Origin of the sequence: Shouchella shacheensis, assembly GCF_001484965.1 — a bacterium.
Lineage (GTDB): Bacteria > Bacillota > Bacilli > Bacillales > Bacillaceae_D > Shouchella > Shouchella shacheensis.
Window position 1 is genome coordinate 1 of record NZ_KQ947400.1, and the last position, 26,205, is coordinate 26,205.

26 protein-coding genes, 7 tRNA genes and 1 pseudogene are annotated in these 26,205 nt (G+C 49.1%); 2 read left to right on the forward strand and 32 right to left on the reverse strand.

What is annotated here, in order from left to right; all coding sequences use genetic code 11:
- Window positions 1-103 precede the first annotated feature (103 nt).
- From AVZ68_RS05815 to spoIIE, 24 genes and pseudogenes are all read right to left on the reverse strand, one after another.
- Window positions 104-179, reverse strand: a tRNA-Ala gene (locus AVZ68_RS05815).
- 9 nt (window positions 180-188) lie between these two features.
- Window positions 189-265: transfer RNA gene (locus tag AVZ68_RS05820), tRNA-Pro, on the reverse strand.
- 11 nt (window positions 266-276) lie between these two features.
- A tRNA-Arg gene (locus AVZ68_RS05825) sits at window positions 277-353 on the reverse strand.
- Between the two features lie 10 nt (window positions 354-363).
- Window positions 364-452 (reverse strand) — tRNA-Leu (locus AVZ68_RS05830).
- Window positions 453-466: 14 nt separating this feature from the next.
- A tRNA-Gly gene (locus AVZ68_RS05835) sits at window positions 467-541 on the reverse strand.
- Window positions 542-547: 6 nt separating this feature from the next.
- Window positions 548-630 (reverse strand) — tRNA-Leu (locus AVZ68_RS05840).
- 235 nt (window positions 631-865) lie between these two features.
- Entirely contained in the window at window positions 866-2,353 is a 1,488-nt protein-coding gene (gene lysS, locus AVZ68_RS05845) for a lysine--tRNA ligase (protein WP_059103620.1), read from the reverse strand.
- Between the two features lie 144 nt (window positions 2,354-2,497).
- On the reverse strand, window positions 2,498-3,490 hold the full coding sequence (gene dusB / locus AVZ68_RS05850) for a tRNA dihydrouridine synthase DusB (protein WP_059103599.1): 993 nt from the start codon (window positions 3,488-3,490) through the stop codon (window positions 2,498-2,500).
- Window positions 3,491-3,521: 31 nt separating this feature from the next.
- On the reverse strand, window positions 3,522-3,725 hold the full coding sequence (locus AVZ68_RS19720; protein ID WP_082676331.1) for a helix-turn-helix domain-containing protein: 204 nt from the start codon (window positions 3,723-3,725) through the stop codon (window positions 3,522-3,524).
- Window positions 3,677-4,204 carry a 2-amino-4-hydroxy-6-hydroxymethyldihydropteridine diphosphokinase gene (gene folK / locus AVZ68_RS05855; RefSeq protein ID WP_059103600.1) on the reverse strand — a complete coding sequence of 176 codons (528 nt, stop codon included), beginning with the start codon at window positions 4,202-4,204 and terminating at the stop codon, window positions 3,677-3,679. Before folK ends, AVZ68_RS19720 begins: the two co-directional genes overlap by 49 nt.
- Window positions 4,194-4,562: a dihydroneopterin aldolase gene (gene folB, locus AVZ68_RS05860; RefSeq protein ID WP_059103601.1), complete on the reverse strand. Its 369-nt coding sequence runs from the start codon at window positions 4,560-4,562 to the stop codon at window positions 4,194-4,196. The genes folK and folB overlap by 11 nt, the downstream gene beginning before the upstream one ends.
- The gene (folP, locus tag AVZ68_RS05865) at window positions 4,555-5,388 is read right to left on the reverse strand and encodes a dihydropteroate synthase (RefSeq protein ID WP_059103602.1); all 834 of its coding nucleotides are present in this window, start codon (window positions 5,386-5,388) and stop codon (window positions 4,555-4,557) included. The genes folB and folP overlap by 8 nt, the downstream gene beginning before the upstream one ends.
- 25 nt (window positions 5,389-5,413) lie before the next feature.
- Window positions 5,414-6,241 (reverse strand): aminodeoxychorismate lyase, encoded by an 828-nt coding sequence (pabC, locus tag AVZ68_RS05870; RefSeq protein WP_059103603.1) that lies wholly within the window; start codon window positions 6,239-6,241, stop codon window positions 5,414-5,416.
- On the reverse strand, window positions 6,226-6,819 hold the full coding sequence (gene pabA / locus AVZ68_RS05875; protein ID WP_059103604.1) for an aminodeoxychorismate/anthranilate synthase component II: 594 nt from the start codon (window positions 6,817-6,819) through the stop codon (window positions 6,226-6,228). Before pabA ends, pabC begins: the two co-directional genes overlap by 16 nt.
- 28 nt (window positions 6,820-6,847) lie before the next feature.
- Window positions 6,848-8,326, reverse strand: a complete 1,479-nt coding sequence (pabB, locus tag AVZ68_RS05880; protein WP_437182680.1) for an aminodeoxychorismate synthase, component I — start codon at window positions 8,324-8,326, stop codon at window positions 6,848-6,850.
- A 71-nt stretch (window positions 8,327-8,397) separates the two neighbouring features.
- Window positions 8,398-9,321 carry a cysteine synthase A gene (cysK, locus tag AVZ68_RS05885; protein ID WP_059103606.1) on the reverse strand — a complete coding sequence of 308 codons (924 nt, stop codon included), beginning with the start codon at window positions 9,319-9,321 and terminating at the stop codon, window positions 8,398-8,400.
- A 130-nt stretch (window positions 9,322-9,451) separates the two neighbouring features.
- Window positions 9,452-10,327 carry an Hsp33 family molecular chaperone HslO gene (gene hslO, locus AVZ68_RS05890; protein WP_059103607.1) on the reverse strand — a complete coding sequence of 292 codons (876 nt, stop codon included), beginning with the start codon at window positions 10,325-10,327 and terminating at the stop codon, window positions 9,452-9,454.
- 1 nt (window position 10,328) lies between these two features.
- Window positions 10,329-11,111, reverse strand: coding sequence for a type III pantothenate kinase (locus AVZ68_RS05895; protein ID WP_059103608.1), 783 nt, complete (start codon window positions 11,109-11,111; stop codon window positions 10,329-10,331).
- 120 nt (window positions 11,112-11,231) lie between these two features.
- Window positions 11,232-13,268, reverse strand: a complete 2,037-nt coding sequence (gene ftsH / locus AVZ68_RS05900) for an ATP-dependent zinc metalloprotease FtsH (protein WP_059103609.1) — start codon at window positions 13,266-13,268, stop codon at window positions 11,232-11,234.
- Between the two features lie 69 nt (window positions 13,269-13,337).
- Window positions 13,338-13,877, reverse strand: a complete 540-nt coding sequence (gene hpt, locus AVZ68_RS05905) for a hypoxanthine phosphoribosyltransferase (protein WP_059103610.1) — start codon at window positions 13,875-13,877, stop codon at window positions 13,338-13,340.
- Window positions 13,878-13,902: 25 nt separating this feature from the next.
- Window positions 13,903-15,309, reverse strand: coding sequence for a tRNA lysidine(34) synthetase TilS (gene tilS / locus AVZ68_RS05910; protein WP_059103611.1), 1,407 nt, complete (start codon window positions 15,307-15,309; stop codon window positions 13,903-13,905).
- A gap of 23 nt (window positions 15,310-15,332) precedes the next feature.
- Window positions 15,333-16,292 carry a serine/threonine protein kinase PrkT gene (gene prkT / locus AVZ68_RS05915; RefSeq protein WP_059103612.1) on the reverse strand — a complete coding sequence of 320 codons (960 nt, stop codon included), beginning with the start codon at window positions 16,290-16,292 and terminating at the stop codon, window positions 15,333-15,335.
- Window positions 16,255-16,993, reverse strand: a pseudogene (locus tag AVZ68_RS05920) (vWA domain-containing protein). Before AVZ68_RS05920 ends, prkT begins: the two are co-directional and overlap by 38 nt.
- A 65-nt stretch (window positions 16,994-17,058) precedes the next feature.
- Window positions 17,059-19,575, reverse strand: coding sequence for a stage II sporulation protein E (gene spoIIE, locus AVZ68_RS05925; protein WP_082676335.1), 2,517 nt, complete (start codon window positions 19,573-19,575; stop codon window positions 17,059-17,061).
- Window positions 19,576-19,825: 250 nt separating this feature from the next.
- Between spoIIE and AVZ68_RS20840 the strand changes: the two genes are divergently transcribed.
- A complete protein-coding gene (locus tag AVZ68_RS20840; RefSeq protein WP_281176585.1) occupies window positions 19,826-19,957 on the forward strand; it encodes a hypothetical protein in 132 nt (43 codons plus the stop codon).
- Between the two features lie 116 nt (window positions 19,958-20,073).
- Here the strand turns inward: AVZ68_RS20840 and AVZ68_RS05930 are convergent, their stop codons facing one another.
- The 8 genes from AVZ68_RS05930 to AVZ68_RS05965 all read right to left on the reverse strand — a co-directional run bounded on the left by AVZ68_RS05930 (window position 20,074) and on the right by AVZ68_RS05965 (window position 24,592).
- On the reverse strand, window positions 20,074-20,862 hold the full coding sequence (locus tag AVZ68_RS05930) for a cytochrome c oxidase assembly protein (RefSeq protein ID WP_059103614.1): 789 nt from the start codon (window positions 20,860-20,862) through the stop codon (window positions 20,074-20,076).
- Complete coding sequence (locus tag AVZ68_RS05935; RefSeq protein ID WP_059103615.1) at window positions 20,852-21,361, reverse strand: DUF2243 domain-containing protein; 510 nt, start codon at window positions 21,359-21,361, stop codon at window positions 20,852-20,854. The genes AVZ68_RS05930 and AVZ68_RS05935 overlap by 11 nt, the downstream gene beginning before the upstream one ends.
- Window positions 21,362-21,684: 323 nt before the next feature.
- A tRNA-Met gene (locus tag AVZ68_RS05940) sits at window positions 21,685-21,758 on the reverse strand.
- 135 nt (window positions 21,759-21,893) lie between these two features.
- Entirely contained in the window at window positions 21,894-22,343 is a 450-nt protein-coding gene (locus AVZ68_RS05945; protein WP_059103616.1) for a S1 domain-containing RNA-binding protein, read from the reverse strand.
- A gap of 93 nt (window positions 22,344-22,436) precedes the next feature.
- On the reverse strand, window positions 22,437-22,808 hold the full coding sequence (locus AVZ68_RS05950) for a septum formation initiator family protein (RefSeq protein WP_157404590.1): 372 nt from the start codon (window positions 22,806-22,808) through the stop codon (window positions 22,437-22,439).
- 5 nt (window positions 22,809-22,813) lie between these two features.
- The gene (yabQ, locus tag AVZ68_RS05955) at window positions 22,814-23,398 is read right to left on the reverse strand and encodes a spore cortex biosynthesis protein YabQ (RefSeq protein WP_059103618.1); all 585 of its coding nucleotides are present in this window, start codon (window positions 23,396-23,398) and stop codon (window positions 22,814-22,816) included.
- Entirely contained in the window at window positions 23,395-23,709 is a 315-nt protein-coding gene (gene yabP / locus AVZ68_RS05960; RefSeq protein ID WP_082676333.1) for a sporulation protein YabP, read from the reverse strand. Before yabP ends, yabQ begins: the two co-directional genes overlap by 4 nt.
- 379 nt (window positions 23,710-24,088) lie before the next feature.
- Window positions 24,089-24,592 carry a GNAT family N-acetyltransferase gene (locus AVZ68_RS05965; RefSeq protein WP_245628067.1) on the reverse strand — a complete coding sequence of 168 codons (504 nt, stop codon included), beginning with the start codon at window positions 24,590-24,592 and terminating at the stop codon, window positions 24,089-24,091.
- A gap of 117 nt (window positions 24,593-24,709) precedes the next feature.
- Between AVZ68_RS05965 and AVZ68_RS05970 the strand changes: the two genes are divergently transcribed.
- On the forward strand, window positions 24,710-25,687 hold the full coding sequence (locus tag AVZ68_RS05970; RefSeq protein WP_059103619.1) for a 2-hydroxyacid dehydrogenase: 978 nt from the start codon (window positions 24,710-24,712) through the stop codon (window positions 25,685-25,687).
- Window positions 25,688-26,205 lie beyond the last annotated feature (518 nt).

Consider the following 26,205-nt stretch of genomic DNA (forward strand, 5'->3'; position numbering starts at 1 on the left):
TTTTTTACGCTTGGCTTTTGTTCAGTTTTCAAAGAACTCGTTGGTCGCTTAACAGCAACTTTTTCATCTTAACAGGATCAACGTGCTGTGTCAACAACTTTTTTGGTGGAGCCTAGCGGGATCGAACCGCTGACCTCCTGCGTGCAAAGCAGGCGCTCTCCCAGCTGAGCTAAGGCCCCAAAATATAATGGTCGGGAAGACAGGATTTGAACCTGCGACCCCTTGGTCCCAAACCAAGTGCTCTGCCAAGCTGAGCTACTTCCCGCTAAAATACAATGGCGCGCCCGAGAGGAGTCGAACCCCTAACCTTCTGATCCGTAGTCAGACGCTCTATCCAATTGAGCTACGGGCGCATAATAACTTTGGTGCCGAGAGCCGGACTTGAACCGGCACGGTAGTTACCTACCGCAGGATTTTAAGTCCTGTGTGTCTGCCAATTCCACCATCCCGGCACAGAACGAATAGATGGAGCGGAAGACGAGATTCGAACTCGCGACCCCCACCTTGGCAAGGTGGTGTTCTACCACTGAACTACTTCCGCAAACAATGCGGGTGAAGGGACTTGAACCCCCACGTCATAAAGACACTAGATCCTAAATCTAGCGCGTCTGCCGATTCCGCCACACCCGCATGTAAATGGTGAGCCATGAAGGATTCGAACCTTCGACCCTCTGATTAAAAGTCANCTCTCTTTTTATTGTGCCACCTCGGCGACAAGAAATAATATACCACTCTCAAAATAACTTTGCAATATCTTTTTATAAAAAATGATATGGCCGCCCCACGAATGCTTACAGATACCCACATTAATAAGGCTGCATGAGGAGAAGGCACTCCTCCACGCAGCACTTATCCCTCTCTTCCCTTATTGCTTTCTCATTTGCGGGAAGAGCAATACATCACGTATCGAAGGCGAATTTGTCAAAAGCATCACAAGGCGGTCAATTCCAACCCCAAGACCACCTGTTGGTGGCATGCCGTATTCCAGTGCCTCCACAAAGTCTTCGTCCATCATGTGGGCCTCATCATCACCCTGTTCACGTTCAACGAGCTGAGCTTCAAAACGCCGACGCTGATCCACCGGGTCATTCAGCTCGGAAAAGGCATTTGCATGCTCACGACCGACAATAAAGAGCTCGAATCGGTCCGTAAAGCGCCCATCCTGATCGTTCTTTTTCGCTAAAGGTGAGATCGCGAGCGGATGGCCGTAAACAAACGTCGGTTGAATCAACGTTTCTTCTACGAAATGCTCAAAGAATTCATTGACCACATGCCCAAACGACATCGTGTCTTTGACAGCAACCCCATGCTCTTTTGCCCGTGCCCGCGCTTCTTCGTCGCTCATCTGTTGCCAGAAATCAACACCAGTTTTTTCTTTAATTGCATCAACCATATGCACACGCGTCCAGCCTGGTGCAAGATCAACCTTGTGATCCCCATATTCAATCGTCGTTGTCCCAAGAACTTCTTTTGCAATATGAGCAATGACGCCCTCAGTAAGCTCCATAATATCCTTGAAATCTGCATAGGCTTCGTAAAGTTCAATCATCGTGAACTCTGGGTTATGACGCGTCGACACGCCTTCATTACGAAAAACACGACCGATTTCATAGACTTTCTCAAGACCGCCCACAATCAGTCGTTTGAGGTGAAGTTCAATCGCAATCCGCATGTACAGCTCCATATCCAGCGCATTGTGATGCGTCACAAACGGACGTGCAGAAGCTCCGCCAGGGATGCTGTGCATCATTGGCGTTTCCACCTCAAGAAACCCTTGGTCGTCTAGGTAACGACGCATCACCTGCAAAATGCGACTGCGTACGATAAACGTCTCCCGTGATTCCGGACTTGTGATTAAATCCAAATACCTTTGGCGATACCGCTGCTCTACGTCTTTCAACCCGTGGTATTTATCAGGCAAGGGGCGCAGGGATTTCCCAAGGAGCGTTAAACTGAACGCCTTTACAGACATTTCCCCTACCTTTGTTTTAAACGGTTTGCCAGAGACTCCTATTAGGTCTCCGATGTCGAGAGATTTAAAGAGTTCATACTCTGTTTCTCCCACTGCATCTAGTCGAACATAGAGTTGAATTTGACCACTTAAATCCTGAATATGGGCAAAGCCAGCTTTTCCTTTTCCGCGCTTTGTCATTAGTCGCCCAGCCACGATCACTTGGTCTTGTTTTTCATCGAGTTCTTCTTTTGAGAACGCATCAAATTGTTCGGCTACCGTCTGAGCCGTATGCGTACGCTCGAACTTGCCTCCAAACGGATCAATTCCTTGCCTCTGCAATTGATGGAGCTTGTCCCTTCGCACTGCAAGCAAATCATGCAAGTCTACTTCTTCACTCATGCACTCAATCCCTTCATCTTCATTCCAATACGAAAAGCGCGAGCAGGTGCTTGCGCTAGACAACGAAAAGGGTAGACCTGCTTGCATTGCGGTCAAACCCTCCCCCACGTCCCATTCATCTTCAACAAAAGTGTACTACAATGCTTAGGCCTGCGCTAGTTCACGTCCCTCTAGGAAGTCAACATACTCGTGAAGCGCTTGGACCACATCATCTCTTGTCTCAAACTGATTGACTTTATCGCGGATACGCGCCTTTCCACGAAGCCCTCTAATGTACCACGCTGTATGCTTGCGCATTTCTCGTACAGCGACTTTCTCCCCTTTTAAAGCAATCAGGCGATCAAGGTGGATAATGCACACATTAATTTTCTCACGCGGCGTCGGTTCTGCAGGCAAAGACCCGTTCTCCAAATACTGTATCGTCCGGTAAAGCATCCATGGGTTTCCAAGTGCAGCACGTCCAATCATCACGCCGTCCACACCGAACTCATCTAGCATGCGTTTCGCTTCCTGCGGGGTAGAAACATCGCCATTGCCAATCACAGGGATGCTCACTTCATTCTTCACATCTCGAATAATGTTCCAATCGGCTACACCTTCATACATTTGTACACGGGTACGGCCATGTACAGCAACTGCACTGCCCCCTGCGCGCTCGACTGCACGCGCATTTTCAAGCGCAAAGATGTGATCTTCATCCCAACCAATGCGCATTTTCACCGTGACTGGTTTGTTAACAGCATCGACGGTCGCTGCCACCATTTCATAAATCTTATTGGGATCTAGCAACCAGCGAGCGCCCGCATCACATTTGGTGATTTTTGGCACAGGACACCCCATATTAATATCAATAATGTCGGCATTCGTATTCTGATCCACAAATTTCGCTGCTTCTACGAGCGTTTCTTTTTCGCCACCGAAGATTTGTAGGCTTAGCGGCTTTTCCCGTTCATCTACATAGAGCATGCTAAGGGATTTCTCATTTTGATGGAGAATCGCCTTATCACTAACCATTTCGGCACAAACAAGTCCAGCACCGAACTCTTTAGCAATTAGGCGAAAAGCCGGGTTGCATACGCCAGCCATTGGCGCAAGCACGACTTGGTTTTTCATTTCAATGTCGCCGATCTTTAGCATCGTCGCACACCTCCAATTTTGCTTACGTCTTCTATACGTTCATCATATCCTCTTTTGACACACCTAAAACAGAACAAACACGCGTAAGTAGCTCTTCATCTGGCTCTCTGGTTCCACGCTCGATCTCACCAAGAACGGACACGGAAAGACCAATCTCATGCGAGAAGCCCTGCTGGGTATAACCTTTTAACTTTCGGAACGCGCGTATTCGCCTACCCCAGTCCATCGTTTCCAACGCTTCACACCCTCTTTATCAAGATGGTTTTCACAAAACTCCTTCACAGTTTGCTTAATGGCGTCGTTGTAGAGCAATGGTGATATTTCTGCCAGTGGAACAAGCACAAAGGCACGCTCCCACATCCGAGGATGGGGGATGCAAAGACTGCTCCATTCCATATTCTCTTGGTCAAATAGAAGAATGTCAAGATCAAGTGTGCGGGGACCATTGCGGAACGCGCGAATTCTCCCTAGCTTATTCTCAATGGCCTGTGTCGCACGAAGTAGTTCAAATGGTTCAAGGTCGGTCTCAATACGAACGACCATGTTCAAAAAGGACTGCTGATCCACAAAACCGACGGGTTCGGTTTCATAAATAGAGGAGGCACGCAACACATGGATGTGATGGTGTTCGTCCAGAAATCCGACGGCCTCGTGCAAATAACCTTCTCGATTTCCTAGATTTGACCCCAATGCAATGTGTGCTTCATGTTTCATCTCGAGCCCTCACAAGTTCAATCGCCACCGAGCGGTAGTGGCCAGGAATAGGCGGATCTGGCTTAATGACCTTCACCGTGCAGACGTCAAGCCTGCTGTAAGCAGTAAGCAAATCATCCGCAATTTTTTCGGCGATTGTTTCTACAAGTTTATAGGGCTTCCCTTCCACAATCGTCTTCACTCGCTCATGGATGTCGCCATAGTCTATGGAGGCGTTAAGGTCGTCGTTTTTCGCGGCCGCAGACAGATCCATTTCGAGCACAAGATCAACCATAAAACGCTGCCCCAGTTTCGTTTCTTCCGGGAACACGCCATGGTACCCATAAAACGAAAGTTCGTTTACATAAATCTTATCCATGCTGATCACTCCTTCCAAGCATCGCGTCCATCATCGTTGCCATCCTTGATATTTCCTTCACATCATGCACACGAACTATTTGACATCCTTTTGCAATCCCTAAACAAACCGTGGCCCCTGTGCCCTCCACTCGCTCATCGACAGGAAGATCCAATGTTTTGGCGATAAATGATTTTCGTGATGTTCCGAGCAAAACCGGGTAGTCAAGCGCCGTGATCACCTCTAACTGGCGCATAACCGCCAAGTTGTCCTCATAAGATTTGGCAAAACCGATACCGGGATCGAGCCAAATTTGCTCGTGCTGAACCCCTGCATCAAGACAAAGGTCGATGCTCTCTTGCAAATCTTTGACAACATCCTCCATCAAGGATTGATAATTTTTGTCCTTTCGATTGTGCATCAAACAAATCGGAGCACCGGAACGAGCCGCTACACTGGCCATCTCTGGATCCGCCTTGGCTCCCCACACATCATTAAGAATGGAAGCACCCGCTCCAAGGGCCGCCTCTGCCACCGAAGCCTTGTACGTGTCAATGGAAATTGACACTGACAGCTCTCTTGCGATGGCGGAAATGACTGGAACCACACGCCCAATCTCTTCTTTTTCGCTCACTTTTTCATAGCCTGGCCTCGTTGATTCTCCTCCAATATCGATGATATCGGCCCCGTCTGAAACCAGTTGATGGGCATGCGCAAGGGCCGCATCAACGTCGGTGTATTTCCCTCCATCGGAAAACGAGTCAGGGGTTACATTCAAAATCCCCATGATCTTGGTACGTGTTCCTTGCTTTAATGGTAAAGGAAATGCTCGTGTTGTTTTATTCATCGGAAAGTCTCCTTAAAGTGCGCTCTTAAAGTTCGTGTACAGCTTTTCGGTAGGCTTGTCTCAAACCATCGCTGACCGTGGACATTTGATACATCGTGTGATGAACGGCTGTTATCGGAACAACCTCCTGAATGGAATTGGTCACAAAAACTTCATCGGCCGCGTTAAGCTCAGTTCTAGTAAACAACCCTTCAACTACAGGGGTGCCCTGCTCCTCCAAGAGCCGTATCACAAATTTCCTCGTTACACCATTTAAGATCCCCGTAGAGAGAGACGGCGTATAGACTGTCCCTTCTTTGACCCAGAACAGATTGGAGACGATCCCTTCGGCCAAGTAACCGTCCTTCGTCAAAAAGATTCCTTCTGCCTGCGGATCATGGAAAAGTTCCTGCTTGGCAAGCGCATTATTCATAAAATGATGGGACTTCCACCGCTTCTCTCCCTCTGGCGTATTCCGACGAAGAGAAAGGATGTGTGCCCTCTTGGAAGAAGGCATTGTCGGGAGCGGCTTCATATAGACGATGAGCGTTGGCGTGGTGTACACGCCACTCTGCAGTCCGAGACCGCCCGCACCGGCAGAAACATTCCAGCGCACGTAGGCATCACGAAGACCATTGGCCATCATAAGTTCATCGAGTACTTTTTGCACTTCATGCAAAGAGAAGGAATAGGAGATACCAACCTCCTCCGCGCTGTGGCTTAGTCTGTCTAGATGCTCGGCAAGCAGAAACGGCTTTCCGTTATACATCCTGAAGGTTTCAAATAAGCCGAGCCCATACATAAACCCATGATCAAAGACCGAGACCGTCGCTTGTTCCTTCGGCAGAATCTCTCCGTTTACATAGACGTACAAGCCGCACCTTGCCCGTACGTTTCGATAAATGTCTGTAGCAGCTGCTTGCCCTCAACTGTCATGATGGACTCTGGGTGAAACTGCACGCCTTCTACAGCGAGTGTCTTGTGCCGAATCGCCATAATTTCTCCCTCTGCCGTCTCCGCTGAAACCTCAAAACACTCAGGCAGCGTCTCGCGGCACACGATTAACGAATGATAGCGCGTGGCCACAAGCGGAGAAGGAAGCTCTGCAAAAATTGTTTTCCCATCGTGAAGCAGCTCCGATGTCTTGCCATGCATCAAGCGATCGGCGCGAATAACGTCGCCGCCAAAGACCTGCGCTATAGACTGGTGACCCAGACACACACCAAAGATCGGAACCTTCCCAGCAAAATAGCGAATGGCTTCCATGCTAATCCCTGCTTCATCAGGACTTTTGGGGCCTGGTGAAATCATTAAATACTCTGGGGCAAGCTCCTCAATTTCCGCAATCGTTACCGCATCATTTCGTTTGACAACGAGTTCATGCCCCATTTCCCCGAGATACTGAACGAGGTTGTACGTAAACGAATCGTAGTTATCAATCATTAGAATCATAAGTAGACGCCTCCTAAGCTCTGCTCTCCTAAATGTTCACTGCTTCTTTGCTCTTCTCTTCACTCAACTCTAGCGCTCTCCATAACGCTTTGGCTTTCTTCACTGATTCCGCATATTCATGGTGGGGGTTTGAGTCGATCACAATGCCAGCCCCTGCTTGAACATGAGCTTCCCCTTCCTGACAAATCATCGTCCGAATGACAATATTAAGCTCCATGTCACCGTGGTGACCAATCCAGCCAATCGCACCCGTATACAACCCCCTGCGGACAGGCTCCAGTTCTTCAATAATCTCCATGGTTCGTACTTTTGGCGCCCCCGTAATCGTACCTCCAGGAAAAACGGCGCGGATGCAGTCATAGAGCGAATACCCTTCCGCCAATTTCCCCTTCACATTCGAGACAAGATGCATCACGTGAGAGTAGCGTTCAATCGTCATTAACTCATCGACTTCAACCGACCCATAGGCACTCACCCGGCCCAGGTCATTTCGTTCCAAATCAACAAGCATGACATGCTCGGCCCGCTCTTTCTCATTTTCTAGCAATTCGCTGGCCAGCCTCCGGTCCTCTTCTTCGTTCGCTCCTCTAGAACGTGTGCCGGCAATGGGACGCGTGCTCAGCTCCTGCCCCCTTTTTCGCACAAGAAGCTCTGGCGACGCGCTCACAATCTGACGCTCGGGCGTATGCAAATAGCTCATATACGGAGAGGGGTTCATCGTCCGCAGCTCCTCATATACAGAGGAAGGCGTTACTCCTAGATTTCGTGTATGTCGAACAGAGACATTTACTTGAAACACGTCCCCTGCAGCAATATAAGCCTTGATCTTCTCCACCGCTTCCGCAAAGGCTTCTTCTGTAAAGGAGGCCTTGGGTGCAGCCGCAGGCGGAACGGTTTCAGACGCGCTTGCTTGAGCCGCGTTCGGGGGGTGACTCCATTCATGTTCATAGCGATCAAGTCTAGCATGAAGTTCTGGCAGGTTTCCACGCTCCCCGTTCACACAAAGCCACAACACTTGCTGCTCGTGATCGTAAACAAAAAGGTCATCAAATACGAGAAAATACAGATCCGGCAACCCTAAATCGTCCACGGTTTTCTCTTCAATAGACTCAATCTCACGCACCACGTCATAGCTGATGTAGCCAAGGGCCCCGCCTTGGATCGGCGGGCCTTCCGACAGCTCGTTGACGCGGTAAGGGGCGAGCGCCTCCTCAAGCGACCGCAGAAGTTCACCTTCCTTTGCCTGAGAGTGTCCATCTTTGGTCACCATTAATGAGCGATCCTTGCCTTCAATCATAGCGACAGGGCGAAGTCCGATGATGCTGTAATGTCCGTCCCGGCCGCTTTCTAGCAGCATATGAAGAGGTTCTTTTGATGCCAGTGCAGCAAAACGCTCGTACCAGTTCTCCTCTTCTAGCGGCATGTTTCTCGTAACGGTTGTTCGCTCACACTCCTTCTGCTTCTTCCCCATACGTCTCCCCCAATCACGCAAGTAGTATGAGCTCATTTTACATGACTTCCAAACAGAAGAAAAGCAGCCTCGCTTCACGCGAGGCTGCTTTTCTTTAGAAATGTTTGTTAATCTTCAAACTGATAAAGCGGTGTGCTTAGGTAGCGTTCTCCATTCGAAGGGATGATCGCCACAACTTTTTTGCCTGGCCCCAGTTCTTTCGCAAGTTCAAGTGCTGCATAGATCGCTGCACCAGAGGAAATTCCTCCAAGAATCCCTTCCTCGCGCGCTGCACGGCGTGCATATTCAAATGCCTCTTCTGTCGTGACTTGCGTGATTTTATCGTACACAGTTGTTTCCAAAATAGAGGGAACAAAGCCTGCGCCAATGCCCTGAATTTTGTGCGGCCCTGGTTTGCCGCCGGAGAGAATCGGCGAATCCTTTGGTTCTACCGCCACAATTTGCAGCTTTGGAAAATGCTCTTTCAACAATCCACCCGCACCGGTAATGGTTCCACCTGTACCGATTCCTGAGATGAACCCATCAAGCTGTCCGTCTGCTTGTTCCAGGAGTTCTTTCCCTGTGGTTTCACGGTGAACCTTGACATTGGCCTTATTTTCAAACTGCTGAGGCATGAAGTAACCGTCTTGCTCTGCCAGCTCTGTCGCTTTCCGAATCGCACCGCCCATGCCATCGGGTCCCGGCGTCAAAACGAGTTCAGCGCCATACGCACGGAGGAGGTTACGACGTTCAAGACTCATCGTTTCAGGCATGACAAGCGTTGCTTTATACCCTTTCGCAGCTGCCACCATCGCGAGCCCAATGCCTGTGTTTCCACTCGTTGGTTCAACGATGGTGACGCCAGGCTTGAGGTGGCCCGCTTCTTCTGCAGCTTCGATCATGGCGAGAGCAATGCGATCCTTTACACTGCTTCCCGGGTTCTGGTATTCCAATTTTAAGTACACATCTGCATGCTGATCGGTTGTTAAACGATTCAGCTTCACAAGTGGCGTACGACCAATCAATTCCGTGATGTTGTTTACAACTGTCATAAATGAAGTGCCCCCTTAATCCCTAGTAATTTCATTGGTATAATAATAAAACGATAACAGATGTTTTCAGATAAGTCAACGAAAAAATCAGCAAACCACGGGCGAGTTGCCCCAAATGAGAGCTAAGCCCTTACGCTTCTAGCAGCAGCTCCTTCAGTTCCGTCTTATTGAACGTATAAACTTCATTACAAAAGTGGCAGGTGGTTTCGGCTTCCTCATCTTCCTCAATCATGGCTTTGATTTCCTCCGGCCCCAGACTGATAATCGCGTTGCCAATACGCTCTTTCGAACAAGTACATTCAAAGACGATAGGCTTGGTCTCCAAGATCTTGACGTTTTCATCACCAAGAAGCGCCTGAAGCATTTCCTCTGGAGGCATTCCTGCTTCTACCAATTTTGATACAGGGGGAATTGAACCAAGGCGCTTCTCGATCTCTGAAATCGTCGTCTCCGTTGCACCAGGCATAAGCTGAATCACAAATCCACCCGCAGCGAGCACGGTTTCATTCGGGTTGATCAACACACCGACACCAACGGAGGAAGGGGTTTGTTCTGAGTTGGCAAAGTAATACGTGAAGTCATCGCCGATTTCCCCAGAGACAAGGGGCACACTTCCTGTAAACGGCTCTTTCATGCCGATGTCTTTGGCGACGGAGAGCGTTCCTTCTGTCCCTACCACTCTGGCTACATCTAATTTGCCAGCGCTGTTTAATTCCGGGCTTACGTGGGGATGAGTCACCGTCCCACGAGTCGTGCCATTGGCATGGGCATCGATAAGAATTTGTCCGATTGGACCGTTCCCCTCGACCCGCACCGTTAGCTTCTCCTCGCCTTTGAGCATCGCAGCCATTAAGGTTCCGCCCATCATCGCGCGCCCGAGCGCTGCAGACGCTGTTGGCCACGTATCCTGTCTGCGACACGCTTCTGCGACCATATCCGTCGCCACCAAAGCGAGAGCACGCACCTGACCATTGAATGCCGTTGCCTTTGCTACATAATCACTCACATTACCTCTCCATTCTGTCTACATTTTTATCATATATAAGGCGTAGCCCTTTTAACGTTAATTGCGGATCCCACACGTCTATCTTGCTCGATTCATCCTCGAACAACGACGCCAACCCTCCAGTGGCAATCACCTTAGCAAAAGCGACATCTTGTTCTTCTTTAATGCGCCCTACGATGCCATCGACAAGGCTGCTGTACCCAAAAAATGTGCCCGCTTTCATCGACTCGGCCGTGTTTTTTCCGAGCACCGTTTTCGGTCTTCCAAGTGCCACTCTTGGCAATTTGGAAGCCCGTGTATAGAGCGCTTCGGCTGAAATCGAAGCGCCAGGGGAAATCACGCCCCCACGGTAACTCTGCTCCTTGTCAATAAAGCAAAACGTTGTCGCTGTGCCGAAATCAATGATGATCAAGGGGGTCCCGTACTCGGCGATGCCAGCAACAGCGTTGGCGATTCGATCGGCACCCACCTCACGCGGATTTTCTACTTTGATATTTAAGCTTGTTTTTACTCCAGGCCCGACAACAAGCGGCTGCTTCTCTAAATAATCTTGACACATTGTCTCAAGCCGATGCATGATCGTCGGCACGACCGAGGAGATAATCACTCCTTCGACATCCTCAAATGCAAAACTTTTGTGCGCGAGGAACGACTGCAGGAGTACCGCATATTCATCGCTTGTTTTCTCATGACTGGTCGCCACGCGAAACTGCCCGAGCAGCCTCTGCCCCTGGTACATGCCGAGCACAATCGAGGAATTGCCAACATCAATCGCTAAGATCATGCGTCCCATCCCCTTTCTATAGCATTGAAATACGCAGGCAGGTTGCCCAGAAGCGAGAATTTAAAGACGCTCCTAGCCCCCAGCTAAGAAAAGAGGGCGCCGCATGGGCCCCCTCTAATGTTACGGTCGGTTCCCGCCGTCATCATCCCTTGAATGTCCCTCGGATGACTCTGGGCGATTCTCTTCGAGGTTGGTGGTCTCCTCGTACCCTCCCGACATGCGTTCCTCTGTTTTCTCTAGCTCGCTCTTTTCTTTCTTCTCTTCCTCATCCTTCGATTGGATGTTGACCTTCATGTCGTCACTCTTGCTCGTTGCATGGTGGCTTTCAGGAAGCTTGCCTTCGTTCACAAGCGATTGAATTTGTTCCGCATCAAGCGTTTCAAGCTCTTTAAGCGTAGTTGCCACAAGGTCTAAGCTATCTTTGTTCGCTGTAAGAATCTGCTTACAACGCTCATGGCTATCCTTGATGATGCGCTGAACTTCTAAGTCAATCTCATGAGCAATGGCATCACTGTAATTTTGATCGTTTTGTATGTCACGCCCAAGGAATACTTGCCCTCCTGAGTTTTGCCCAAATTGCATTGGCCCCAGTCTTTCACTCATGCCGTACTCCGTGACCATCTTCCGGGCAATGCTTGTTGCACGTTGGAAGTCATTATGGGCACCGGTCGAAATTTCTCCAAACTGAAGTTCCTCAGCGACACGCCCCCCGAGCAAGCCAACAATCTTATCTAGGAGCTCCGGCTTTGTCATAAAGTAGCGATCTTCTTTCGGCAGCATCATCGCGTAGCCCCCGGCCATTCCACGCGGAACGATCGTTACTTTGTGAACCACGTCGGCGTTTTCCAGCTTAACCCCAACCACTGTGTGTCCAGCTTCATGCCAGGCGACAATGTTTTTCTCTTTCGGAGAAATCACGCGACTTTTCTTAGCAGGACCAGCAATGACTCGGTCAATCGCTTCCTCAATATGTTCCATTCCAATTTTCTCTTTGTTGTGTCGCGCTGCCACAAGCGCCGCTTCATTGAGTAAGTTCTCAAGGTCAGCGCCAGAGAAACCTGGCGTACGAATGGCGATCAAATCAAGCTTCACATCTTCACCAAGCGGCTTGTTGCGCGCATGCACTTGCAGCACTTCTTCACGCCCTTTCACATCAGGGGCGTTCACTTGGATCTGACGGTCAAAACGTCCAGGACGGAGGAGCGCCGGGTCAAGAATATCGGCACGGTTAGTGGCCGCAATGATAATGATCCCTTCGTTGGCACTAAAGCCATCCATTTCAACAAGAAGTTGGTTGAGCGTTTGCTCACGTTCATCATGTCCACCGCCGAGCCCCGCTCCACGCTGACGACCGACAGCATCGATCTCGTCAATAAAAATAATACACGGAGAGTTTTTCTTGGCGTTTTCAAATAAGTCACGGACACGAGATGCACCCACACCGACAAACATTTCCACAAAGTCGGAACCGCTGATGGAGAAGAACGGTACGCCTGCTTCTCCGGCGACTGCACGAGCAAGCAACGTTTTCCCTGTACCTGGAGGCCCGACTAATAGAACCCCTTTGGGGATGCGCGCGCCAATAGCTGCGAATTTACGTGGGTCTTTCAAGAACTCAACGACTTCAACGAGTTCTTGCTTCTCTTCATCCGCACCGGCCACGTCTTTAAATTTCGCTTTCTTCTTCTCATCGCTCACCATCTTCGCCTTGCTCTTCCCAAAGTTCATGACACGGTTTCCACCACCGCCACCACCTTGAGCGGAACTCATCAAGAAGAAAATAATCAGGATGATGATAATAAATGGCAAGAACAAGAATAACGACGACAGCCAGTTGCTTTGTTCATCCGCTGGCTCCACCGTCAGTTCAGCCGCCTCTAAATCGGCAAGCAAAGCAGCCGATACTTCATTGTTTAAAATATGGGTTTCAAACTGTTCATCTTCTTCCATGCCGGTGAATTGACCGGTCACAAGAAAGACTTGCCGCTCTGGTTTGACCGTCAAGTTCTCAACTTCTCCCTGCTCCAGTCTTTCCATGAAGTTCTCATACGAAACTTCGTCCGTAGTCAGGCCGTCACCGGAAACACTCTGTATGACTACAATAATGACTAGAAATAGTAGCCCAAATATGACGACATTCCTAAAAATACGACTCATTCTTGACCTCCTCCCGCGTCCAACAAAACTTCGTCAATCTTACCATAAGAAATGGCATAGGACCAAGCATTAACCCTCATAGACTTCCGGCTTTAAAATTCCGACGTAAGGCAAATTCCGGTACCGTTCTGCAAAGTCAAGGCCGTACCCTACCACGAACTCATCGGGAACCGTAAACCCGGTTAGATCCGGGACCAATTCAACCTTGCGTCCTTCCGGCTTATCAAGCAGGGTCACCACCTTGACAGACTTCGCTTTGCGGTAATGAAACAATTCAATGAGATAACTCAGTGTTAGCCCGCTGTCGATAATATCCTCGACAATTAAAACATCTCGGCCTTCCACTTTTGTATCAAGGTCTTTAATAATTTTCACTTCACCTGAAGAAACCATGTTTTTACCGTAGCTGGATACGTCCATAAAGTCAATTTCTAAATGAGTATCCACGTGTTTAATCAAGTCAGCCATAAAGGGAAGCGCCCCTTTTAAGACCCCAACAAATAATGGAAAAGCATCCCGGTATTCCTCGGTAATATGATGCCCTAACTCTTGAATTTTTTGCTGAATTTCTTCCTCTGTGAGTAAAATTTCTTTCATGTCGTTCTTCATGAACTAATGAGTACCTCCTGAATGGTTAATACATGCCTTGAATCATAGGGGCAGGATCAAAGGTCAAATGAACCGTTGTCTTCGTCGAATGACGCGTAGAAGCAAGACGGGACGAATGGATGTAAGGGATCCAAAGAATCTCGTTGTTGGCATCGACGACAAGCGGCCACTCCTCACGCAAGCGCCGCGCTAGTTTGTGGTCGATAAACAAACGGTTCACTTTCTTGCTCCCGTTCATCCCAAGTGGACGAATTCGGTCTCCTGCTTTCCTCGGTCGTACCTCTAAAGGAAACGCCACTTCGTCCGCATCGAAAGACACTGCTGCACTTCCACGCAACTCATTCGTATGTATTCGAAAATCAGCCCTGATTGTGCCAAGTCTTGTCACAACGGAACCCGGAACAAGCAACTCCTTACGGAAACTCTCCGCGCCATGTTCCAGACAAGAGGTAAATACACACGCATCATAAGACCGAAAGACTTTCGCTCCTTTCGGCAAATGGAGCTCACGCGATCCTTCTCTTGCCATCAATGCAAGCACTTGCTCAATATGTAGGGACGTCGTATGCGTCGTGCTGAAATCGTAAAGATAATTTAATATTAGATGAATCATTCGCCTTTGTAAAGGGAGGTCCACCCGCTTCATTTGCGCACAGGAAACCGTCCATGAATTCTTCATTTTTTCAATGGTCGCTCCCGGTAATTTTTCTTCCGCTTGCTTAAATAAAAAGGCGTTATCATCGTTTTGCCAAACCTCATACCTTCTCGCATGATGGTGGAAATGAGGGTTTTCCTTTTCTGTAAACGGGTGGATGACCTGGCGAACTCGGTTTCTCGTGTAGGCCGTTGACGTATTGCTCGCGTCGAGACGGAACGGGACGCCTTCTTTTTGACAATAGGCTGTAATTGCCTCCTTACGTTCACCCAAAAGCGGGCGACTCATGTATCCATTGGCAAACGGCCGCCTGACCGGAATGCCCAGGCGTGTAAGGGGTGTCGTTCCACGGATGAGCTTCATCAATACGGTTTCCGCTTCGTCATCGCCGTGATGGCCAGTCACGATGACATCAGCAGACGCATCCGCCATTGTTGCCTCAAAGAAACGATAACGCAGCTTTCGTGCAGCAGGCTGCGTCCCCACCTTTTCTTCCTTGCTGCACGCTCCTACATCTAGTTGTGCCTCATAGAGCAAAACCCCCGTCCTCTCACAAAAGTCGCGGACGAGGGCTGCGTCTTTTGTCGAGTCCTCGCCCCTAAGCTGATGATTGGCGTGTGCAGCATAGACCGTAAGCGCGAACTCCTCCTTAAGGTCAACTGCAAGGAGGTGCAGCAGGGCCATAGAGTCAGGACCTCCAGACACGGCGACAAGGACCGTATCTCCTTTTTGAAGTAGTTCTTCCTTTAGGATAAATTGTTTCACTCGTTCCCTCATCATCCCATCTCCCATCGGAACGTCTAGAACGTTCGTCCAAATAAGTATAGGACAGTTACCAAAAGAACAAAAGAAAAAAGCAACATCCATTCAATCGCGTAGGAGGATTTTTTCTTTACAGTCTTCCTCTTTGCTTTTTTTCCGCGCGGTTTTACGGGGACGTCCGGCTGATTTTGCATCGTTGTAAGCAGCAAATCATTGCGAAAGGCCTCCGCAGATACATATTTCCCTTGGATGGCTTTCAGTAGGGCCGCCCGGTAAGGCTTGAGCATACTCGCGTCATAGACTAGCTTTTTTAGTTGCGCCTCCGTCTGACCTGACCTTTTGTTTGCCTGCTTGGGGTACGCACAATCAATCATAATCATCGCCGCAGCAAAAATGTCATAGGACGGAGCCGCTTTACGCGTGCCAAGTTCCCAGTAGCCACGATCATAATACTCGGTGTACTCTTTAATCGCACGACCGACCCGCGTCGTACCGCCTACATCCAGCAATCGAACGCGGGCCGGTGAATCGGTCACAATCAGATTATCTGGCTTTAAATCCCCGAAGATCCAGCCCTCTTTATGCAGCACATGCAAATTCGCGGTTAATTGAAGCATGAGAACACCAAGCCATTCGTTTCCACGGTCCCGCATAAAGGAAACAAAATTCTCCCCCTGTATATACTCCATCGTGTAAAAAGGGAGCGTTGCTGAGTGAGAAACGTAGTCATCCACATCAAACAAGCAAGGTCCAAGAGCCTTGCCCTGGACCTTGCCAAACTGCTTCAACACATTCACTTCGGACGTAATGGACATATGCTCCACTCCAACCTTAAGGGCTACCTTTCCTTCGGGTCCTTCTGCCAAGTAGACAACCCCCGTGACCCCTGCTCCAAGTTTTCGAATGAGCTTATACGGCTTGCGCTTCCACTTTCCGCGGATTGTCAGCCCCGAAGCCAGTTCATAGTCCAGATTCACCTGGAAGTTGTTCATACTCATCGCTCATCCTTCTCCTTTTTCCGCGCCGCTCACCGAAAACTTGCAGCGCCGCCTGAAGCGCTGGTCCTGTTGGGGTCATCCCCCCCAGAGGAAAGCTTATGAAACATGCCCGTTAACGACTCGAGCTTTGGCGTCCAATCAATGAGCCTGTCAATGGGTTTACGTTTCCCGGGAAATGAATAAAGCGAAAAGCGGTTTTGTCCAATCCGAGAGGTCAGGCTGATGGAAAGATCCGTCAGCGCTTCTTGGACCATTGGAAGCTTGCTTTCCATGCTGGCGCTCGTATCAACGAGAACGAGCACCTCCAGCATGACCGTCTCCCCTAACTCATCCACAACTTCCATGACTTGTCCGCGCTTCTCCGGTGCCAAGTCCTCCATTTCTTCATTTTTTCCCAAAATATGCTTCAGCTCTTTGTTAATCACACCGTGAAGCGTTTGCGTCATCGCTTTTTGAGTCACCATTTGCACCGTCTTCGACAACTGCTGGGCATAAACGATTTGGCTGACACCTCCCCCCGCCATGGCAATCGCTTCAACTTCTTGAAGGCCCTGTTCATTTGCGTGCTCACCGTCTACAATGCCTATAACATTAATCGTCACTCCCTGCTCTTGGCCAAGACCGGCAATCGCAATCGGGTCCTCGCCGTAGTTCGAATGTCCATCGGTCAAGAGCAGAACTTGCTTTAACGTTCCCTGCATCCTCATCCCCTCCAAGCTAAGATTGTGTTACCATCCTTTCCACTTGAAGGGGAAATATACCTTGTTTAACCGTTTGCTGCTTTTCTCGGTTCCGCCTTTCTTCTCTTCGGCTTGTACACTCGTGGGTGAATCGGGATTGACGACCATTTCGGCGTGTTTCGCTTAATTTCCGTGACGACGATGGTCATGTCATCCTCGATCTGCATCCCTCGTTCCGAACGAATGACTTTTTCAAGCATGACGTCCGCGACTTCCTGAGGGTCGGTGATTTCAATTTCAGAAATGAGTCTTCTGAGCCAAAGCTCTTTGTTCTCAATATGTCGGTGCGCGTCAAGCACGCCATCGCTCACCATAATGAGCAGATCGCCTGCTTTTAACTGCTCGCTCACCACATCGACTTCAAATTCCTGGATAATTCCCATTGGCAAGTTTTCCGCTTCAATTTTCAAGACCCGGTGCCCCCGTTTGATAAAGCTCGGCGTGGATCCAATCTTCAGAAATTTGGCCTGCGCGTCCTGCATGTCGATCATCGCCAAATCCAGGGTGGAGAACATTTCCTCGTTATTACGCAAAGAGAGAATCGAGTTGACGGATTTAATCGCCACGGTTTCTTCTATCCCAGACTGCAGCACCTTTTGCAAGAGCTGTAAGGTCTCGTTGCTTTCTAAGTATGCCGCTTCCCCATTCCCCATCCCATCACTGATAGCGACCGCAAATTTTTCGCTGCTTAATTCAATCATCGAATAGTTATCTCCAGAAAGCCATTCCCCTCCTTTTGCGACTTTGGCGACCCCTGTCTCTACCACGTACTGCTGTGCCGATCCAAAGGAGACATGGCTGTACCCATTCGAATAAAACTTCGGCTCCTCTCGTTTTAATACAATCGTTTCATTTACGAGGTCCGACAGCATCGGAGCGATTATTTTTTCCGCCTGTCCCCTTCCGTGATCACAGGAAATACTCATTTCAATCTCGACACTTCCACTTTCAAGGTTGTAGATATCCACATGCCCAACCTCAAGCCCGGCGCTCCTAAGCGCATCCACCATATATTCTTCTTGCACCACATGGGGCTGCTTCTCCTTTTGAATTTCTTTGGCAAAATCCCCCATCACTCGAGAAACCCCTAATAGCTGATCGGCCACCAGTTTTTGACTTTCCAGTACCTGCTTTTTAAGCTCTTTGTTGGCGCGGGAAAAGCTGGTCTCCTGACTGATCGCTTGAATCACCTGGTCGGGCTTACGGCAGTGATTTCGCCACGTCCTTTGCATCCGAGCATCGGTAACGGAACCGCTCTGTTCAATTTCCTCCATCATTTGCTGCATGCATCCATACGTTTTATTGAAATTTTGGACCCAGCAGCTCTCTTTGCGCGAGCAGGTCTGGCATGTTTTTTCCGTCACATTACTGAGAACGAGATCCACTTCACGCGCATGCTGATCCTCTTCATTTGTTGGCTGTACTTTGAAGCTATTCGAAAGCGTTTGAAATAAGGTAGAAAAGCGTTCCACCCTGCCTGCCGTGGCATCACGGACCTTGCGCAAATACTGCTGCTGCTCTTGCGCATGTTCAGTGGTGCCTGGAATGTAGCGCGCAATATGGGCAAGCCAACTTTTCGGCGTTAGAAAGAAAAGAGCTATCGCAAGCAGCGATTCCGAAAGCGTCGCCGTTAAGCCACTGGCCCCTTCCCCGTACATGCCAATCAACATCGTACCGACAAGCAAACCAACCGCAACGCCAAGCTTCTTGCCCTCTTTTAATAACCCCCCAAGTAACCCAGCAAACGCGAGGAGACTCATCTGATAGAGACTGGCTACGCTCGCCAGACTAAGGATCAACCCCGTAACCACTCCTACCGTTGAACCGATAGCCGCCCCCCCAACAAAGGCAAAGATTAACACTAAGTATCTGGCTAAGGAATGCTGCATCACGATTTCATTCCACGCCCAGCCAACCGTCCCTGTCATCACAGAAGCAAGCAAAATGATTAAGCAGACAATTTCTTCATTCCTAAGCGGTTGGCCCGCTCGCTTTCCCGTCACAAGCGGCACACTCTGCACAAAGATCATCGTTAAAATAAAGCTGAGACCGGCTTCAACGGTCGCCATCATGAGCGCGTATTGACTAAGAGCTCCTTCACTTACCACCACAAGAGAAAGCCGTGTGATCATACTCGCCGAGAAGACGAGATAAGGAAGAGCTTTCTGCGGCTGTTCTAAAAAGCGCTTCGCCCCTTTATATAGAAGAAGAAAGATGAGAATCCCTGCCAGCGCAAACACAAACTGTCCATGGAAGCTAAACGTCGCCCCCGCTACAAGCGCCAGTGCAGCAATAGGCGCGAGAGTCCTTCGGAGCAAGAAGATGGCCGCTAGAAAGGGTAAGATAAATGGCGTCAATTCTGATAAAATCATGGCTCGTCCAAGTAAGAAACCGACAACGGCCACAAGCAACCCCCACTCGTATAAGATGGTCCGTGTCCCTCTCTGCAACTTGCTAAACCCTTCGCTTACCTTCATCTGTCCTTGCGCAAGCATTTTCGCTACCGGTATTGGCTCTTCCCAAAGCCTCGCAGCTTTCCTCATCATACAACCCACCACCCCGTTAGATTCATGTCCTCACTATAGCAAGAGGAATGTTTGGTTTTTGTCACAATTAGGTGGTGAAATCAAAAAACTATTCGACGGCGTTCGGCTCATCTCCTGAAAAAAGAGGAAGAAAGAGGACCAAACCACAAAACGAAACAGCAAATCTTAGTGACTGAGCACTAGTGCTAGCAAAACGTGGCGGAGGAAAATACGAATAGTTTTTTGTAAAGAGGGAAGAGGCAATGGTATGAGTAGTCATGAAGGCGTCCTCCCGTTCGGAGCAAAGGTATTCTATCAAAAAGCAAGCGAACTTATGCCGGACCGCCCTCAGAAAAAAGGGCTCTTGTTCCTATTCGTAGGCCAAGGGGGACGGTCTTGATGGGATTTCTGCTGTTCTCATCTGGATTTCAGCTCCTGTCGCCCCTCTCCATCCCTTTGATCCTAGAAATGAAGGAGGCTTTTGGAAGTAGACGTTTTCCTGTTCAACCGTTCCTACTACACCGCGACCGTCATCCGAGGTCGGGTGGCTTTGAACCAGTGCAGACAAAGAATGAAGATAAGAACCATGTCAATCGCGTCACCGCCGTAGTACATAAGCAAGCCACCTAATTCAGCCTGTGCTATGGGCACGCCAGGGGGTGGCTGGGCATACATGTACTTGGATAAAATCCCATGCCCTGCTAAAGCAGTCACTAACACGATTGCACGATAGACAAAGCTAAACCGATGAGGGGTCGGATCAATATAAATCATCGACAGTGTCCAAAGATAGCCCGCTACGAAAACGTGGAAGTGAACAACCAGATGTAAAAACATGTTCTGTTGCATCGCCACATACACGCCTGTGGTATAAAGGACCCAAAGACCTCCAATATTCAAAATGGAGGCCACAACGGGATGACTCGGAATACGAACGGGCCAACTTTTCAAAACCCGTGAAAGACGACGCGCTGTGTGCACGTTGATGGTTCTTAGAAGAAGCGTCATAGGTGCGGCAAGTACGAGCAGGAGCGGAGCCAGCATTCCCAAAAGCAAATGACCAATCATGTGCGCTGTAAAATCCGTATGGGCTCGATCCGCCAAGGGGCCAACAACGGAGGCGGTGGCGCAAAGAACGCCAAGAAACCAGAAAACATAACGATGCAACGGCCACGTTCGCAGGTGACTGTAGCGGCTGGACGCCATGGCCGCGCCTATATATAGAACGAACACGGCCACAAAGAGCCATGCCGTGATCAGTTCAAAGAAAACGCTGCTCTCATGATACATAGGATTATGATCCATTCGGCGCTTCCTTTTTGACTTGGTGAGCTTTGGACCGTGTACGAATAACAAGGATCAGCCCTGCAACGATTAACAAAACAGCCACCATGCTCCATACTAAGTCGTAGATCAAAAGATTTTCCACATCATACCGAATCTGATGGAGCCGCATAAGTTTATGTTGGATCGTCCCATCATATAACTGGAACGCGCCTGTCCCCATTAACACGCTCCCCCACCACCTCACAGGCCATAGAGCCTTTCGCCGGCGAAGATCGGCAAACACAAACAATCCCCCGATTGTCGCAAACCAACCTAGAGCATGAAACAAACCATCTGAAATCAGTCCAATCTCCGTTGTGGCCTTGTCGTAAAAATGGTGCCAATGCAGAATGAGATGAAATACAGCCTCATCTATGAAAGCAGCAATCCCGACGCCAAACAAAAGCCCTGACCAGAGATTGCGACTAGCGTACATGGAGCGGGTGTTATTCTTTTGGTTATCCGTCACAGTAGTCATAGAATTCTCCTTTTGCAAGCAACCATACTTTTACCACTCTCTGTGTTGTATTATGGCCCTTAACACGAGTAAGTATGAAGACGTTGGCGACGAGAAAGAGTTCCGTTAATGTAATTCAAAAAAATGATAAATAATCGGGGTGGAAAGAAGAGTGTCAAAGATGGGATCAAAGCCATCAACGAACGTCGATGAAGAGAGATCCCTTATTCAAGATCAAGTAAAGAAGTGGAAGTCGGGAGATCGAACCAATTTTCACTACCGCTTTCAAAAACCCAACAAAAAAACGCGTTTTCCAACATCCTGTTGGAAAACGCGTCCGCTGATAGCGGCGGAGGGGATCGAACCCCCGACCTCACGGGTATGAACCGTACGCTCTAGCCAGCTGAGCTACACCGCCAAAGTGTTATTTTCACGACAAATATTAATATACTAAAAGGAGCGTCTCCTGTCAACCAAAAAATATAAACAAAAAGGCGAACGAAGAGGGCCCGCCTTTTTGTTTCTGTATATATATAGCGAAAGCAACAAAGAGCTACCCGCGTTTAGCGCCACGGCCGCCGCGCTTAGACTCGTTCTGGCGTTTAAGCGTTGTTAATCGCTCTTCGCTGTCTTTTAGAAATCGATTCATTTTATCTTCAAAGGATGCAGGAGGACGAGGCTTTGCACCTGCACGCTGATAATTTCCTCTCCCGCCACCAGATCGCTGTGGACGCGAAGGGCGTGAAGGTCGGCTTTCGCCTTCAGGACGTTCGACAGCTTTACGGATTGACAGACCAACTTTGCCGTCTTTTTCAACATTCACAACTTTGACGGTGACTTCATCGCCAACTTTTAAAAGTTCGTTAATATCTTTGACATAATGATCCGCAACCTCACTAATGTGCACAAGACCAGTGGACCCACCAGGCAGTTCCACAAACGCACCAAAATGGGTGATGCCCGTGACTTTGCCTTGTACCTTGCTGCCTGCTTCTATGGACATGAAAACAAATATCCTCCTTAAGGTTTATGAAAACGCTCAGTTCTTCTTATAGTATACCCGGCCGCGAAAAAACGTGTCAATTGTCTTCGTCCTTTAATCAGGGATGGTGTACAACGTCTCGCCCGGGAACGTTAAAAGGTAATCCCGACGGGCAATCTCAGCAATGTACTCCTCGTCGTTATAGTTCTCTATGTCCTGAAGCAACTGACTCTCTTCTTCCTCCAAATTCGACAACTCATGGCCCAATTCTTCTTCGTAGGTTTGCTGATTGGCAATGGTTGAACTTTGTGAGAAAAGAGTGACGGCTAACGTTCCAACCATAACGGCAAAAAGAAGGACAAGGAAGCCAAGCCTACGTCTAAGCCCCTTCCGCCGACGTGCTTGTCTTTCCAGCTCTTGCTGTCTTTGCTCCATATATCCGGTATCAATTTCTTTAATAGACGCCCGTTCCCGTTTTGTGATCATTTGGCTCACCTCTCGTCTTTCTTCCGCAAACGGCTGATGAAATCCTTTATTTTTTTAAAAAAAGGCTGTCCTTTTTTTAGGAGTGCCGTCGCGCCCGTGGCCTTTCCAAGGAGACCCGCAACATAAGCGATCGGTCGGTAGATCAACTTAAGGAGAAAGAAGCACACGGTCCAAACGGTCCCTACCCCTATCATACTCAAGCGATATACGACTTGCAACAGCCATTTCATTGGTACAAGGACGATAGAGTTAAGAAGATGAACAAGAAAGAAAAAGATAGCTTTTACAGCAGAAAGCAATCCATGCAACAGGCGAAGGTACAATGTTTTAAAAAGCGCCTGGTAGGCCGCATATCCACAAAGCAAAGCGAGAAACACATAAACGCGAACCTCTCCTAAGTTCGTTAGGAATAAGACATAGAACACAAACAAGGCTTGCATGACCCAGAACAGCACGTCCACGATGGCGGTAAGCATGTTGAACGTCCGGCGTTCCGGCGTAAAACGTGCATACGTGTCAATGGCTGCTCCGAGCCATATGCCCATCGCACCCATTGACAGCATCGTATAAAATTGAATGGACAGGCTCACTTAAACAACTTCCCTAAGAAACCTTTAGCTTTGTCCTGCTGGTTTTGGTCCACATAGACGAGGTCATAGATCTTCCCTTCTATCGCCACAAGCCCCTGTTCCACGTTCAAGTTCTTCATATGAAGATTCGCTCCCCGCACGGAGAGGAACCCCATTGTCGTCTCTAGTAAAAACTCCTCGTTATCAAAACTCTCCACTTGCTTGACGCCCGTGATGTCGAGCTGCTTGCGCCCTTTTAATGTAATATCGTGTTTGTTATCCGTTCTCTCACGCCCCATAGGAGCTCCAAATTCGTACGATGATTGATCCATCCCACAAGCCTCCTCACTTAGATAAACCCGGCTCGCCGCTAAGACGATGACGGCTTGCCCGTTTCGTTCAGCCACTCTTACTGTAGCCTATGCCGGTGGGAGGACAGTTAGAACGAGCTTGCGGGAGAGAAGTGGTTGCGAAATAATGGTCTCTTTCGAATGCTATTACTCACCGTTCGGAGTTGAACCCTCTGACACCTGGGGTTGAACTAAATTTACCGCTCCTCTTGTCCGAATAAAGCTCGGTCCTGTCGGGATGATTGACTCCTCCTGTCGGATTGAGCCCTCGCTATTGTCCGTTTGAGCCTCGACCTGCCGAGAATCGCTGCGCCCACTCTTTTATACCAGTGGGAAAGATGCACTTTCTATGTCCGAAGGTTTAATCTATTAGTTTTGCCATATAGAGCTCATCCTCCCACTTTCCGTTGACATAAAGAGAGCGCTCCCGCCGCCCTTCTTCTTGGAACCCGACCTTGTGGTAAAGATGAATCGCTCGTCTGTTTTCGGCCATGACCGTGAGCTCCAACCGCGAGATGCACACACTTTTGGCAAATTGTTCACCATGCGCCAAAAACATCCGCCCAAGCCCCTGGTTGCAGCACGCGTTAAGAATGCCAATGGTAATGTAGCCAACATGGCGAATGCGCGTGAGCTGGGAGCCAAAAATTCCGATGTAGCCAACCAAACGACCGGCTCGATTTTCGGCAACGATGATCGTCGAATTGGTCGACAAAAGGACGTTGCGGATGATTTTCCGCTGCCCCCGAACCGTTGTTTTCCGCTCGCCCGGTTCATATAGCATAAACGCGGTTTCCTCATCAAGCTGACGTTGCAACCGCAAAAAGAGCTCGGCGTCTTTCTTTTCGATCGTGCGAATAATCATGACCTCTCCTCCTCGTAAGTGGATTCGCCAAAAAAGAAGGAGCTCCTGCTCTCAATGCTTGCGCTTTCTCTGCAAGTCCGGCAAACTAAAGGTACTAGCAAACAAAGGAGTGTTCCTATGAAGCCCTACGTCTACATAGCAAGACCGATCCCTGAACAGGTGGAAGCCTATATCGCCGAACACTGCGACTACAAGATTTGGCGCCAAGAAGATGAGAAGGTTCCAACCGATATTCTGTACAAGGAACTCCAACAAGTGGACGGCGCTTTTCTAACCGGCTATCAGGTAAACGACGAGCTCCTCTCCCATGCCGAGCGCCTAAAAGTTGTGAGCATCTCCAGCGTTGGCTATGACAACTATGACACGGAGGCACTCAAGCGCCATGGGGTCATCGCCACCCATACGCCCTATGTGCTAGACGAAACCGTCGCCGACCTGCTTTTCGCCTTAATTTTATCCGGTTCACGGCGAATTGCTGAGCTCCATGAATATGTAAAAGCCGGCAAATGGGGCACCGAGCCAGACAGCGCTCTTTTCTCTCAAGACGTGCACCACGCAACGCTCGGCATTATCGGTATGGGCCGCATCGGTGAAAAAATTGTACGCCGCGCCCGTCTCGGCTTCGAAATGGAGATTCTGTATCACAACCGCTCCAGCCGGCCTCGACTGGAAGAACAATACGAGGCAAAGAAAGTCGAGCTCGACGAACTATTGCAACAAGCCGACGTCGTTGTTGTGATGGTTCCGCTTACCGAAGAGACCCGTCACTTCATTGGCAAGCGGGAACTCGACTTGATGAAACCTACCGCTCTGCTCGTGAACGGCGCCCGAGGCTCAGTCATCGATGAACCCGCATTAGTTGAAGCCCTGCAACAGAAAAAAATACACGGGGCCGCGCTTGATGTCTTTGAACAAGAACCCCTTCCCCAAGATCACCCGCTCCTTTCTCTTGAGAACGTGACACTGACGCCACATATAGGCTCCGCGACGGCGAAGACGCGTGAGGGTATGGCGATGCGGGCGGCGGAGAACTTGGTGGCCGGAGTGACCGGGGGCAAGCCTAGGGACGTGATCAAGGAGTTGAGAGAGAAGTAGCGTGGATTAGCACGAGAAGACCATCATAAAAGTTTTTCTATAAAAAGATGAATGGGTCCAGTAGGTCTGGAACACCATTCATCTTTTTTGTTGCTATGAGCACTAAAGAGAGCATTGTTTTTCTATAGTTCAGGCCAACAGTCTCTCCCTCTCAGTGCCTATGCCTCCCTTTACTGGTTCCGGTTCTAGCGGATCACAAGTTAAGGAATGAGTGTAACAATAGTGAGTCAAAACACCGACACAGGTAGGAATCCTCCTCACCTTTGTGTCTTTTAAACATGGAAGTGCAACGAAGGATGGCGACATTCACTGTAGATTATTGAATCTCCTGAATTAAAAACCCTCCATATAAAATCCCTCACCAAGCAATGAATTTTATACATTTCAAACACTAAGAGTCTAGCCTCTTTCAGTAGTCTCTTCATTCAGTAATTCGCTATCTATCAGTGCAACCCCCTCCCCATTTCTTCGAGGCCACTGAAAAACCATCATTTTTTCAGCTAGAGAATTTTCAAACA

Excerpts from the sequence above, each read along its gene's own strand:
- AVZ68_RS05970 (WP_059103619.1), top strand. The coding sequence starts at position 24,710 with ATGAAGCCCTACGTCTACATAGCAAGACCGATCCCTGAACAGGTGGAA.
- AVZ68_RS05945 (WP_059103616.1), bottom strand. The coding sequence starts at position 22,343 with ATGTCCATAGAAGCAGGCAGCAAGGTACAAGGCAAAGTCACGGGCATC.
- tilS (WP_059103611.1), bottom strand. The coding sequence starts at position 15,309 with ATGAGGGAACGAGTGAAACAATTTATCCTAAAGGAAGAACTACTTCAA.
- folB (WP_059103601.1), bottom strand. The coding sequence starts at position 4,562 with ATGGATAAGATTTATGTAAACGAACTTTCGTTTTATGGGTACCATGGC.
- pabA (WP_059103604.1), bottom strand. The coding sequence starts at position 6,819 with ATGATTCTAATGATTGATAACTACGATTCGTTTACGTACAACCTCGTT.
- AVZ68_RS05935 (WP_059103615.1), bottom strand. The coding sequence starts at position 21,361 with ATGACTACTGTGACGGATAACCAAAAGAATAACACCCGCTCCATGTAC.
- ftsH (WP_059103609.1), bottom strand. The coding sequence starts at position 13,268 with ATGAGTCGTATTTTTAGGAATGTCGTCATATTTGGGCTACTATTTCTA.
- spoIIE (WP_082676335.1), bottom strand. The coding sequence starts at position 19,575 with ATGAGGAAAGCTGCGAGGCTTTGGGAAGAGCCAATACCGGTAGCGAAA.
- hpt (WP_059103610.1), bottom strand. The coding sequence starts at position 13,877 with ATGAAGAACGACATGAAAGAAATTTTACTCACAGAGGAAGAAATTCAG.
- yabP (WP_082676333.1), bottom strand. The coding sequence starts at position 23,709 with ATGGATCAATCATCGTACGAATTTGGAGCTCCTATGGGGCGTGAGAGA.
- lysS (WP_059103620.1), bottom strand. The coding sequence starts at position 2,353 with ATGAGTGAAGAAGTAGACTTGCATGATTTGCTTGCAGTGCGAAGGGAC.
- AVZ68_RS05930 (WP_059103614.1), bottom strand. The coding sequence starts at position 20,862 with ATGGATCATAATCCTATGTATCATGAGAGCAGCGTTTTCTTTGAACTG.
- folP (WP_059103602.1), bottom strand. The coding sequence starts at position 5,388 with ATGAATAAAACAACACGAGCATTTCCTTTACCATTAAAGCAAGGAACA.
- cysK (WP_059103606.1), bottom strand. The coding sequence starts at position 9,321 with ATGACAGTTGTAAACAACATCACGGAATTGATTGGTCGTACGCCACTT.
- AVZ68_RS05965 (WP_245628067.1), bottom strand. The coding sequence starts at position 24,592 with ATGATTATTCGCACGATCGAAAAGAAAGACGCCGAGCTCTTTTTGCGG.
- AVZ68_RS05950 (WP_157404590.1), bottom strand. The coding sequence starts at position 22,808 with ATGATCACAAAACGGGAACGGGCGTCTATTAAAGAAATTGATACCGGA.
- dusB (WP_059103599.1), bottom strand. The coding sequence starts at position 3,490 with ATGCTAAAGATCGGCGACATTGAAATGAAAAACCAAGTCGTGCTTGCG.
- AVZ68_RS05895 (WP_059103608.1), bottom strand. The coding sequence starts at position 11,111 with ATGATCTTAGCGATTGATGTTGGCAATTCCTCGATTGTGCTCGGCATG.
- folK (WP_059103600.1), bottom strand. The coding sequence starts at position 4,204 with ATGAAACATGAAGCACACATTGCATTGGGGTCAAATCTAGGAAATCGA.
- pabB (WP_437182680.1), bottom strand. The coding sequence starts at position 8,326 with ATGAGCTCATACTACTTGCGTGATTGGGGGAGACGTATGGGGAAGAAG.
- prkT (WP_059103612.1), bottom strand. The coding sequence starts at position 16,292 with ATGAGTATGAACAACTTCCAGGTGAATCTGGACTATGAACTGGCTTCG.
- AVZ68_RS20840 (WP_281176585.1), top strand. The coding sequence starts at position 19,826 with ATGAGTAGTCATGAAGGCGTCCTCCCGTTCGGAGCAAAGGTATTCTAT.